This is a genomic window from Pseudomonas sp. GW821-FHT01A09, from assembly GCF_058986725.1.
Genome location: NZ_JBYSWB010000057.1, coordinates 1 through 11,870 on the forward strand (window position 1 = coordinate 1; position 11,870 = coordinate 11,870).

11 protein-coding genes are annotated in these 11,870 nt (G+C 64.0%); 8 read left to right on the plus strand and 3 right to left on the minus strand.

All coding sequences use genetic code 11. The features are described from left to right. Positions 1-256 precede the first annotated feature (256 nt). Positions 257-1,288 carry a histone deacetylase family protein gene (locus AC3WJP_RS28785; RefSeq protein ID WP_493724532.1) on the minus strand — a complete coding sequence of 344 codons (1,032 nt, stop codon included), beginning with the start codon at positions 1,286-1,288 and terminating at the stop codon, positions 257-259. A gap of 18 nt (positions 1,289-1,306) precedes the next feature. After that, the gene (locus AC3WJP_RS28790) at positions 1,307-2,632 is read right to left on the minus strand and encodes an MFS transporter (RefSeq protein ID WP_493724533.1); all 1,326 of its coding nucleotides are present in this window, start codon (positions 2,630-2,632) and stop codon (positions 1,307-1,309) included. Positions 2,633-2,798: 166 nt separating this feature from the next. On the opposite strand from AC3WJP_RS28790, the gene AC3WJP_RS28795 reads away from it, so the two are divergent. Next, a complete protein-coding gene (locus AC3WJP_RS28795) occupies positions 2,799-3,737 on the plus strand; it encodes a LysR family transcriptional regulator (protein WP_493724534.1) in 939 nt (312 codons plus the stop codon). 114 nt (positions 3,738-3,851) lie between these two features. On the opposite strand, the gene AC3WJP_RS28800 is transcribed toward AC3WJP_RS28795, so the two are convergent. Further along, entirely contained in the window at positions 3,852-4,829 is a 978-nt protein-coding gene (locus AC3WJP_RS28800; RefSeq protein WP_493724535.1) for a LysR family transcriptional regulator, read from the minus strand. 152 nt (positions 4,830-4,981) lie between these two features. Here AC3WJP_RS28800 and AC3WJP_RS28805 point away from each other — a divergent pair, with 152 nt between their 5' ends. The 7 genes from AC3WJP_RS28805 (at position 4,982) to AC3WJP_RS28835 (ending at position 11,753) form a co-directional block, all read left to right on the plus strand. Continuing rightward, on the plus strand, positions 4,982-6,277 hold the full coding sequence (locus AC3WJP_RS28805; RefSeq protein WP_493724536.1) for an MFS transporter: 1,296 nt from the start codon (positions 4,982-4,984) through the stop codon (positions 6,275-6,277). A 12-nt stretch (positions 6,278-6,289) separates the two neighbouring features. Next, the gene (locus tag AC3WJP_RS28810; RefSeq protein ID WP_493724537.1) at positions 6,290-7,045 is read left to right on the plus strand and encodes a class II aldolase/adducin family protein; all 756 of its coding nucleotides are present in this window, start codon (positions 6,290-6,292) and stop codon (positions 7,043-7,045) included. Further along, the gene (locus AC3WJP_RS28815) at positions 7,042-7,971 is read left to right on the plus strand and encodes a 2-hydroxyacid dehydrogenase (RefSeq protein ID WP_493724538.1); all 930 of its coding nucleotides are present in this window, start codon (positions 7,042-7,044) and stop codon (positions 7,969-7,971) included. Before AC3WJP_RS28810 ends, AC3WJP_RS28815 begins: the two co-directional genes overlap by 4 nt. 21 nt (positions 7,972-7,992) lie before the next feature. Beyond that, a complete protein-coding gene (locus tag AC3WJP_RS28820) occupies positions 7,993-9,222 on the plus strand; it encodes a Zn-dependent hydrolase (protein ID WP_493724539.1) in 1,230 nt (409 codons plus the stop codon). A 140-nt stretch (positions 9,223-9,362) separates the two neighbouring features. Beyond that, positions 9,363-10,697: an MFS transporter gene (locus tag AC3WJP_RS28825; protein WP_493724540.1), complete on the plus strand. Its 1,335-nt coding sequence runs from the start codon at positions 9,363-9,365 to the stop codon at positions 10,695-10,697. Between the two features lie 55 nt (positions 10,698-10,752). Next, positions 10,753-11,145, plus strand: a complete 393-nt coding sequence (locus AC3WJP_RS28830; RefSeq protein WP_493724541.1) for a RidA family protein — start codon at positions 10,753-10,755, stop codon at positions 11,143-11,145. Then, positions 11,142-11,753 carry an RraA family protein gene (locus AC3WJP_RS28835; RefSeq protein WP_493724542.1) on the plus strand — a complete coding sequence of 204 codons (612 nt, stop codon included), beginning with the start codon at positions 11,142-11,144 and terminating at the stop codon, positions 11,751-11,753. The genes AC3WJP_RS28830 and AC3WJP_RS28835 overlap by 4 nt, the downstream gene beginning before the upstream one ends. The last annotated feature ends 117 nt before the right edge of the window (positions 11,754-11,870 follow it).

Genomic DNA, 11,870 nt, shown 5'->3' on the forward strand with positions numbered 1-11,870 from the left:
CAGAAGCCGGAACGCGGGTACCCCGAGCGTCAGCGAGGGGCCAATGTGGGGCGCCGCCCAGGCTGGAGCGCAAGCAGTGCCACACCCCAATCTCACCCCCCCCCTCCGGAGTACCCACGCCAAACCCGCTGTCGCAAAATACCCCCCGCACCGCCGCCACCAGATCAAGATCATCCTCACCCGACGGGGCTGACAGGAACAGCGCTGACAGGCCTACTGCGCAATGGATCTCGCCGCCGAAACAACTACCAAAACGTTAACCCCCTAAATGCCAAGCTTGCGAGCCAACGAAAAACGCCCGCGCATTATCTTCCAGGGACTCCAGGTGATATCCACCTTCCTGAACGATTACGCACCGCAGCCCCAAACTCCGTACCCGCTCGCCCAACCGCGCAAACCCTTCGGTCGTCACCGCCACCTTGCTCTGCGGATCCAACTCGTAAATATCAAAGCCCAACGACAACACCAGCACTTCAGCGCCGAACGCGCGAACCGCCTCAAGCGCCTGCTCCAGCTTGTCCATGAACACCGCTTCAGAAGAACCATGGGGCATCGGCAAATTCACATTGAAGCCTTCGCCAATCCCACTCCCCCGCTCCTCCTCGAACCCCGCCACACCTGGATAGAAGTTGGTCGGATCGCCATGAATCGACACATACAACACATCATCCCGGTCATAGAAAATCTCCTGAATTCCCTGCCCGTGATGCATATCGCTGTCCAGTACCGCAACTTTGCCGTACCGCGCCCGCAACGCCTGCGCCGCCACTGCCGCCCCGTTCACGTAGCAAAACCCGCCTGCCGCCTCGGCCCGGGCATGGTGCCCCGGCGGCCGGCACAGCGCATAGGCCGCCGGCTCGCCGTCAATCACCGCCTGCGCCGCCGCCACTGCACATTGCGCCGACCAATAGGCCGCGCGCCAGGTGTGCTCACCCACCGGGCAGCTGCCGTCAGCCAGATACCGCCCGGCCTGGGCAAGAATGCCGCGCAGCGCGTTGGGCTCACGCACGAAGATGTTCGACATGACTTCATCGCCCCAGTCTTCGGGGACCTCTTTCCAGCGCTGGTGGGCTTCTTCCAGGAAGCTCAAGTAGGCCGCGCTATGCACGGCCAACAAGGGTTGCAGACCAAAATCAGCCGGTTGCTCGACAGCAAACCCCAAGGATTCGGCGGCCTTGACCAGATTCAACGCCCGCTCGGGGACTTCCTGCGGCGTGCGCATCTGCCCACGGGAGTAGTAGCTGCGTGGATGGTGAAGCAGTTGCTCGGGATGAAAGAAGCTACGCATGTGATTTTCCTCAAAGAATCAGTGGGCACCGGCCAATTCAACGTTGTGAGCCAGCGCATGCCGACGCGCCAGCGCCAATACACACACCAGCGAAGTTCCGGCGATCAGGCTGTAGAACACCGCCATCGGCCACCACTGCCCGGGGTAGGCATGGGCGAGCCAGGTGCCGATCAGCGGCGTCAAGCCACCCGCCACCGCGCCGCACACCTGGTACGCCAGGGAGATGGCGGTGTAGCGCACGCGCGTCGGGAACATGCCGCTGACGAAGCCGGCGATCACTGCGTAGAACGACGCCATACACACCACCGCCAAGGCGATGCCGACAATGATCTTGCTCGGCTGGCCGCTGCTGACCAGCACGAACATCGGGTACGGCGAGGCCATGGCCAACGTCGCCATCACCGCCAGAAACCGCGTGGCGCCGATTTTCTCGGCGATCCAGGCGGCCGCTGGCTGAATGCAGAACTGAATGATCGAAACCACGAACAGGCATTCCAGAATCAGCGAGCGTGGCAGCGTCAGTTGCTGGGTTGTGTAGGCGATCATGAAGGTGTTGGTGAAGTACACGCCGGCGATGCCCAGGGTGTTGGCACCGATGCACAGCAGCAGCGGGCGCCAGGCGCTTTTCAGCACTTCGATCACGGGGGCCTGTTCGGTGTGGCCGACCACGCTGCGGGCGTGTTCGGCCTTGGCTTTGTCGTCGAGGAATTCCGGTGACTCATTGACCCCAAGGCGAATCACCAGGCCGACGATCAGCAGCAACGAGCTGGCGAGGAATGGCAGGCGCCAGCCCCAGCTCATCAGGTCGGCCTCTGGCAGACGGGTAATGGCGCTGAACGCCAGCAGCGAGAGGATCAGGCCGGCCGGGCTACCCAGTTGCGCGAAGGAGGCGAAGAAATTGCGCCGGCCTTTGGGCGCGTGTTCGCCGGCCATCAGCACCGCGCCGCCCCACTCGCCGCCTACGGCGATGCCTTGCACCACCCGCAGGAGGATCAACAGCACCGGCGCGGCCACGCCAATCTGCGCGTAGCTGGGCAGCAGGCCGATGCACACGGTGACTACGCCCATCATCAACAAGGTGATGATCAGCGACTTTTTGCGGCCGATGCGATCGCCCACGTGACCGAAGATGATGCCGCCCAAGGGCCGCGCGAAAAAGCCCACGGCGAAGGTGCCGAAGGCGGCCATGGTGCTGAACAGGGCATCGGTGGAGGGGAAGAACAGTTGGCCGAATACAAGAGCTGCGGCCGTGGCGTAGATGTAAAAGTCGTACCACTCGATCATGGTGCCGATGAATGCGGCGGCCGCAGCTCTGCGTGGCTGCGACTGAGCAGGACGGTTCATGGAATTGATGCTCCCTGGGTGTTTGTTGTTTTGGCAGGAGAAAAGCGAACAGCACCGGCGCTCTGATGGCGCCTGGCAGGGATGATTTTTTGGCTGGGGGCTATGATTAGTCAATGTTCTATTTATTATGCATATTATAAATCTGAATTATGATCGGACATTATCGATGGAAGACACCCACCGCGAGTTGCCCCTGCTCAACGATCGCCTGGACTGGAACCTGCTGCGCACCTTCCGCGTCATCGGCCAGGAGCTGAGCATCAGCCGCGCGGCGGCGCGCCTGCATCTGACCCAGCCGGCGGTGAGCCAGGCACTGAAGCGCCTCGAGGAGCAATTGGGTTATCAGCTGATTGCGCGCCGGGGGCCGCGTTTCGACCTGACCGAGGCCGGACACAAGATCTTTGCCATGGCGGGCGAGATGTACGGCCAGGTCTCGCAGATGAGCCACACCCTGGAGCAACCGGGGGACGATGTGGTGGGCAAGGTGCGAATCCTGATGATCAGCCGCATCGTCAATGCGCGGTTCGATAACTTCCTGGCGAGCTTTCATCGTCAGCATCCGCGGGTGGATTTCGAGATCGACGTGATGCGCAGCTCGGATATCGTCAGCGCGCTGCTGGAGAAGACGGCGAGTCTGGGCATCAGCCTCAATCGGCGCCCGCAGCCGCGGCTCGAGCAGCAGCTGTTTCAGCGTCAGCGCTACGGGTTTTATTGTGGGCAGCATCATCCGCTGTTCGGCCAAAGCGGGCTGACGCTAGAGAAGCTGCAGGCGGAGAATTTCGTGAGCTTTACCAGCGACCAGATTGGCGGGATGTTGTCGCCGCTGACGATTTTCCGTGATCAGCAGGGGTTCAGTGGGCGGATCGTGGCGTCTTCACCGAGCCTGGAGGAGATCCGTCGGCTGATCATCGCCGGGATGGGCTTGGGCTGCCTGCCGGAGCATGTGGTGGCCGAGGACCTGCGCCAGGGGTTGCTGTGGCAGGTGCCGCCCTATGAGGGCGTGGCCGATGTCGACATTCATCTGCTATGGAACCGCGACCAGCGCCGGACGCGGGCTGAAACGGTATTCATCGATGGCGTGGTGCGGTGCATGGCGGACGCTTGATGTATCTACAACCCTGTAGCGAGGGGGCTTGCCCCCGATAGGTCGTTACTGACACCCTGCGAATGGCAGGTCAGGCCTATCGGGGGCAAGCCCCCTCGCTACAGGAGTGGGGTATCAGGCGCAATCGGTCTGTGAGCCTTCGATCACTTGTGTGAACGCCTCCAGAAACACCGTTTCCGCTCGGCTCATGCGCTGCTCGCGGTTCCACATCAAAAACACGTCCACATCCACCACCCCTTCTGCTGGCGGCAAGCGCCAGATCAGCCCGTTGTGCAGATCGATGTCCACCAGGTGCTCGGGCAGGCAGCCCACGCCATACCCGGCGATGATCAGCCGACGGATCTCCTCGAAGCTCGAGGACGACGCAACGATCTTGCCGGTAAAGCCCTGCTGATCGCGAAACATGGTCAGCGGCGACAGATTGCCGCCCACCTGGTCACTGGTGAAGCTGACGAAGTTCTCGCTCTGCAGCGCCTCGAGCGGCAACTTGCGCTGACCGAACAGCCGATGGCGCTTGCCGCAGAAGAACGCATAACGCTGATGCAACAGCCGCCGACGCTCCAGCTTGGCCTGCGGGAACCGGCACAGCCCCAACCCGACGGTGGCGGTGCGCTGGCTCAGGGCGCTGAGGATGTCGGAGCTGCGCATCACCTCCACCTCCAGTTCCACCCGTGGATGGTCGCGATGAAACTGCACCAGAAAATCATCGTACAACGCCGACTGCACCCGGCTGATGGTGAGGATGCGCACCTTGCCGACCACGTCATCCTCGGGGTTCTTGAGCGTCGCCGACAAGCGCGCGACATTGCCGTAGATCTCCTCGGCGATGCGCAGCACCTCCTCCCCTGCGGGCGAGACATCGAAGCGCGGCCCACGGCGCAGAATCAGCTTGCACTCCAGTTGCTCCTCCAGGCGTTTCAAGGACTGGCTTACCGCCGACTGGGTCAGGAACAGCCTTGCCGCCGCCCGGCTGATGCTTTTCTCCTGGCCGATGACCAGAAACGCACGCAGCAGATTCCAATCCAGGCGATCGCTCAAGAAGCGCCGGCTCTGCCAGTTCTTGAGACCCGATTCAACGTCCTGATCGCTCATCGCTCACCATCAGTAATGTGGCTAATAGTTAGATTAAGTATTAGCAAATTGATTAAACATTCAGGTTAAGGGATAAAGCTTGCAAGCGCCACAGAGCGCGACGTGATCCGCCTCGACACCCTGCCAGAACACAAAAAATCAAAGGGCCCTGCATGCACACTTCATCGACCCAGCCCCGTCGCGCGGCTGCTGCAGCCTTCGTCGGCACCACCATCGAATTCTATGATTTCTATATCTATGCCACGGCCGCGGCGCTGATCCTCGGTCAGGTGTTCTTCCCCAGCGGCGACCCGGCGCTGAACACCCTGGCGGCGTTTGGCACCTTTGCAGTGGGCTTTATCGCGCGGCCGCTGGCAGGGATGGTGTTCGGTCATCTGGGCGATCGGCTCGGGCGCAAGAAGATGCTGCTGCTCACTATCGTGCTGATGGGCCTGGCGACCACTGGCATCGGCCTGTTGCCCAGCTATGCCACGGCCGGCATCTGGGCGCCTATAGGCCTGGTGGCGCTGCGTATCGTCCAGGGCATTTCGGTGGGCGGTGAATGGGGCGGCGCGGTGTTGATGGCCAGCGAGCACGCACCGGCCAGGCGCAAGACGTTCTACGCTTCGTTCGCACAATTGGGCAGCCCGGCCGGCCTGCTGCTGGCGCTGATCGCCTTTCGCCTGGTGACCTCGCTGGAGCCGGCGCAATTCGCCGATTGGGGCTGGCGCTTGCCGTTTCTGGCCAGCGGCGTGCTGATGCTGATCGGCCTGGTGATTCGCTTCGGGGTCGACGAGTCTCCGGAATTCAAACAAGTCGCCACCAGTGGCGCCACGGCCAGATACCCGGTCGCGGAGGTGATCCGCAACTGCTGGCGGCAGATTCTGTTCGCCGCCTGCGCGGTGACCATCGGCTCGGCAGGGTTCTTCTTCACCAATACCTTCATGATCACCTACGTGACCCAGTACCAGGGCATCTCGCGGGCAACCATCCTTGATTGCCTGTTCGTGGTGACCCTCTTGCAGTTCATCTCGCAACCGCTGAGCGCGCTGCTGGCCGAGCGCATGGGTGAAGGGCGCTTCCTGATGCTCGCCGCGCTGCTGTCGATGGCCATGCCGTACCCGATGTTCATGCTGGTGGGCACCCAGAATCTGCTGCTGATGACCCTCGGCATCGCCATGGCCGTGGTTACGCTGTCCGGCCTGTACGCGGTGATCGCCGGCTACATGGCTCAGGCTTTCCCCACCCACCTGCGCTACAGCGGCATCTCCCTGGCGTACCAGTTGATCTGCGCCATCGCCGGCGGCACCACGCCGATCATCGGCACCCTGCTCGCCTCCCATTTTGCCGGCCAGTGGTTGCCACTGGCACTGTTCTTCACCCTGCTGTCCGCCGTGTCGCTGTTCGGCGTGTGCGGTCTGGCGCGCCTGCGTGGCGACCACATCGCCCTGGCACAGCCTGCGATCTGACAAGGAGCCCTAATGAACAAGCCCGACACCTTCGACCCCATAGAGTGGCAAGCGCGCTGCGAGCTGGCCGCGCTGTACCGGCTGGTCGCGCACTTTCGCATGACCGACCTGATCGATACCCATATCACCCTGCGTATTCCCGGCCCCGAGCACCACTTTCTGATCAACCGTTACGGGGTGATCTTCGAGCGCATGAAAGCCAGCGATCTGGTGCGCATCGACCAGCACGGCAATGTGGTCAACGGCGACCCGGCCACCAGCCGCGTCAATGCCGCAGGCTTCGTGATCCATTCGGCCATCCACATGGCGCGCCCGGACCTGGCCTGCGTGATTCATACCCACACCGCCGCCGGCATGGCCGTCGCCGCCCAGGAGCAAGGCTTGTTGCCGATCAGCCAGCACGCGCTGCGCTACTACGGCAACCTGGCGTATCACACCTATGAAGGCATCGCCCTGTCGCTGGCCGAGCGCGAGCGCCTGGTGGCCGACCTCGGCCCGCACAAGGCGATGATCCTGCGCAACCACGGTCTGCTCGCCGCCGGTATCAGCGTCGGCCATGCCTTTCAGGAGATCCACTTTCTCGAGCGTGCCTGTCAGGCGCAGATCCAGGCCCTGGCCGGCAACAGCAAGCTGGTCTATCCCAGCGAGGAAGTCTGCCGCCTGACCGCCGCGCAGTTCGGCCGCGACGAAGCCGATGAAATCACCCACCTCAGCTGGCTCGCCACCCTGAGCCTGATCGAAGACCAACGCGAGTCCTACTGCTCATGACCACCGTCGTGCTGCTCAGCAACGATGCACGCCTGCTACAACAATTGCAGGCCGCCTTCGCTACCCATGCGCCCCATCTGCGCGCGGTGCTCGCGGATGACCCAGCCGCCCATGACGCGGTCGCGGCGGCCTGCTGGCATCCGCCTGCGGGCAGCCTCGGGCGCCTGCCCAAGCTGCGCCTGGTGCACTCGATCGCGGCGGGCGTCGACCACTTGCGTACCGACGGCAGCGGCGCCGCCATGCCTATCTGCCGGGTGGTCGATCCCGATCACCGGCGCGGCATGACCGAGTACGTGCGCTGGGCGGTGTTGCACTATCACCGTGACTTCGACCGCGTCATTGCCCAGCAGCGGCATAGCCAGTGGCAGCGTCATCCGCAGCGCGCGGCGGGTCAGTTCAAGGTCGGGGTCATGGGCCTCGGTTCGCTGGGCGCAGCCATTGCCGCGGACCTCGCCGGTGCCGGTTATGACGTGCGCGGTTGGGCGCGCAGCGAGCGCCAACTGGAGGCTGTCGCCTGTCATCACGGTGACGCGCAGTTCGACGGGTTTCTCGACGGGCTCGACCTGCTGGTCAATCTGCTGCCGCTGACGGATGCCACGCGCGGCATTCTCGACCTTGGCACCTTCAACAAGCTCGCCCCCGGCGCCGCCATCGTCAACGGCGGACGCGGGCCTCATCTGGTCATCGACGATCTGCAGCAGGCACTCGCCAGCGGTCAGTTGCGTGGCGCGGTGCTGGACGTGTTCGAGCACGAACCCTTGGCCGCCGACCACCCGCTCTGGCAGATGCCCGGTGTGGTGATCACCCCGCACATGGCTTCGGCCGCGTCCCACGCCTGCATCGTGCGCCAGGTCGCGGAAAACACCCGTCGCCTGCTGGGCGGCGAAGCCTTGAACAACCTGGTCGACCCGTCATTGGGTTACTGAAGCATCGGCAGGAGAAACCCCATGAACGTATTGAAATGCAACGGTGATCGGCTCTGGAACAGCCTGATGGACATGGCCAGGCTCGGCGCCACCGATAAAGGCGGCAACTGCCGACTGGCCCTGTCCCAGGAGGACAAACTCGGCCGCGAGCTGTTCATCGCCTGGTGCACCGAGGCAGGCATGAGCATCGCCTTCGACGCCATCGGCAACCTGTTCGCACGCTTGCCGGGGCTGGACGACGATTTGCCGCCGGTGGTGATGGGCAGCCACCTCGACACCCAGCCCAAGGGCGGGCGTTTCGACGGGATCTACGGCGTGCTCTGCGGCCTGGAAGTGGTGCGCAGCCTCAAGGATCACGGCCTGCGCAACAAGCGGCCGATCGAAATCGCGGTGTGGACCAACGAAGAAGGCGCGCGCTTCACCCCGGCCATGTTCGGCTCTGCGGTGTTCACCGCCAGCCTGCCAGTGGAAACCGCCCTGAGCGCCCGCGACAGCGCCGGCATCAGCGTGCGCGATGCGCTGCGGGAGATCGGCCACGCCGGTGACTTGCCGTTTCAGCGGCCCTTCGATGCGTATTTCGAAGCCCATATCGAACAAGGCCCGATCCTCGAAGACAACGGCCTGCCCGTGGGCGTGGTCACCGGTGGCCAGGCGATCTGCTGGCTCGATGTGCAGGTGCAGGGCCAGAGCGCCCACGCCGGCACCACGCCCATGGCATTGCGCAAGGACGCCTTGTTCGGCGTTGCCGAGATGGCCGCGCAGCTCGAAGCCCTGGCGGTGGATTTCAGCCCCAAGGGCCTGGTGACCATCGGCCAGCTCGCAATCGCCAAGTCGTCACGCAATACCATCGCCGGCAACGTCAGCTTCACCGTGGACCTGCGTCACCACCAGGACGCGCAGATCGCGATCATGGAGCAGCAGGTACAGGAGCGCTTCCAGCGAGTCGCCGATACCCGCGGCCTGACCCTGAGCATCGAGCGTCACTGGCTGAGCCCGGCCACGCCGTTCGACGCTGAGTGCGTCGACGCCGTACGCCGCGCCGTCGAGGCGCTGGATTATCCGCACCAGGACATCGTCAGCGGCGCCGGCCACGACGCCATTATCCTGGCCCGGCACTGCCCCACCACCATGGTGTTCATCCCCTGCGTAGGCGGCCTGAGCCATAACGAAGCCGAGGCGATTTTCCCCGAGGACGCGCGCAAAGGCTGCGACGTGCTGCTCACCGCCGTGACCGAGCGGCTGCAACGCTGACCGCCGACCGCCGATCAAGGGCCCATAGAGGCCCTGACCGATAACAGACCAGCGCCCGGACGCGGGCGCCGCATGACTCGCTAACTGCCAATCAAAAAACACCATCCGTTGAGCATCGGCTCATTTTGGAGACATAAGGCATGAACAGTTCTGCGCACATCCCCGATCAGCTGCTGACCCAGCAAGCCCCGGTCAACATGAAGAGAGTCGCGGTCGCCAGCGTCATCGGCACCACCGTCGAATGGTACGACCTGTTCGTCTTCGCCACGGCCTCGGCCCTGGTGTTCAACAAGATCTTCTTTCCGGCCTTCGATGCGCTGGTGGGCACCCTGTTGGCGTTCGGCACCTTTGCCTCGGCCTATGGCGCGCGGATCGTCGGCGCGGCCTTGTTCGGCCACTTCGGTGACAAACTCGGGCGCAAGTCGATGCTGTTGATCTCGCTGCTGGTGATGGGCGCGGCGACCTTCGCCATCGGCCTGCTGCCGGACTACGCCGCCATCGGCGTGTGGGCGCCGATCCTGCTGCTGACCTTGCGCATCATCCAGGGCCTGGCACTGGGCGGCGAATGGGGCGGCGCGGTGTTGATGGCGGTCGAGCATGCGCCGGCCAACAAGCGCGGGCTGTATGGCTCGTGGGTGCAGATCGGGGTGCCCGCCGGCACCATGATCGCCAACCTGGCCTTCCTGGCGATCGCCACTTCGCTGTCGCCCGAGGACCTGCTGGCCTGGGGCTGGCGCATTCCCTTTCTCGGCAGCGTGTTGCTGATCGCCGTGGGCTTGTACATCCGCCTGAACATCAGCGAAACCCCGGCTTTCAATCAAGCGCAAAAGACCGAACAACAGGTCAAGGTGCCGTTGGCCGAGATCTGCCGCAAGTACTGGAAGCAGGTGCTGCTGGGCGGTATCGCCACCATGTCGACCGGTTCGTCGTTCAACATCATCGTTGCCTTCGGTCTGACCTATGGCACGCAAACGCTGGGCTTCACCCGGCCGGTGATGCTCAGCGTGGTGCTGGCCTCCTGCGCGCTGTGCGTCTTCCTGCTGCCGGCCTTCGGCGCGCTGTCCGATCGCTGGGGCCGCAAGCCGGTGATCATCGGCGGCATCATCGCCGAAGCGCTGGTGGCCTTCCCGATGTTCTGGCTGATGGACACTCGCGAGCTGCCCCTGGTGTTCCTCGGCTACATGCTGCTGATGACGGCTTTTGCCGCCAACTACGGCCCGATCGCGACCTTCCTCGCCGAGCTGTTCGGCACCCGGGTGCGCTACTCCGGATTGTCGGTGGCCTACATGCTCTCCGGCCTGCTCGGCAGCGCCGCCACCCCCATGGTGACCACTGCGCTGCTGAACTGGACCGGCAAGGGCTCTTCGGTGGCCTGGTACATGATCGGCTCCGCCCTGCTGTCGCTGATCGCTCTGTTGCTGCTGACCGAGACCTTCAAACGCGACCTGACCAGTACCGGCGCCAAGCCGGCCTGAGCGCTCTGTTCCCGGCTGCGGCGTCGCAGCCGGCCCTGCATTCACGAGGTATGAGATGAAACGCATTACCGCAGCCCCCGGCACCGTCGGCCCGGTCGGACCCTACTCGCAAGCCGTGATCAGCGGCCACCTGGTGTTCACCGCCGGGCAGATACCCGCCAGCGCAAGCCTGGATTCGCAACCCGAGCACTTCGAGGAACAAGTACGTCAGACACTGCGCAACCTGGAAGCCATCCTGATCGCCGCCGGCTCGGACTTCGACCACGTGATCAAGGTCAACGGCTATCTCACCGATCCGGCGCAGCTGGAGCCGTTCAACCGCGTCTACAGCGAAGTGCTCGGCCATGCGCCGCCAGCGCGCACCACCGTCTGCGTGTCGCTGTGGGGCGTGAGCCTGGAGATCGACTGCGTGGCCGAATTGATCGATCATCCTGGAGGGCAAGCATGAGCATTGAACTGGAAGCGAAACTGCAGCGGGTGAGCTTTGCGACGCTGGGGCATTTTCTGGAGGAAGGCTTTGTCGCTCATGAGGTGCGCTCGCAGCTTGCCGGGGTCAAGGTGGTGGGTCGCGCTCGAACGTTGCGGGTGGTGAATGCGGACGCCTTTGCGGTGAATCACGCCTTGGTCAGTTTGCAGCCGGGCGAGGTGCTGGTGATCGAGATGCAGGGCGATCACCAGCACGCCTGCGTCGGTACGGTGACGTCCTGCGCGGCGACGGCGAAAGGCGCTCGCGCCATTGTCGTCGACGGCGTGGTGACCGATATCGTCGAGCTGCGCGAAGCGGGGCTGCCGATCTTCGCACGCGGCACGAGCCTGCTGACCACCAAACTGCGCAAGGATCCTGCCAGCGCCCAGAACGTCGCAATCCAATGCGGGGGAGTGACGGTCAAATCCGGTGATTGGGTCCTGGGCGACGACAACGGCTTGCTGATCACCTCGACCGAAGCGCTTGAAGCCGTGATCGACATCGCCCTGGCCAGCGACGCAGCGGAGCCTGCATTAGTGGAGCGGATGAAGAATGGCGAGCCGATCGAGACGGTGCTGCGGATGGGGTAAAGGGGATCGTTGCAGTCGGCGATGCAATGCTTACTCTGTGGCGAGGGGGGGGGGGGGGGGGGGGGGGGGGGGGGGGGGGGGGGGGGGGGGGGGGGGGGGGGGGGGGGGGGGGGGGGG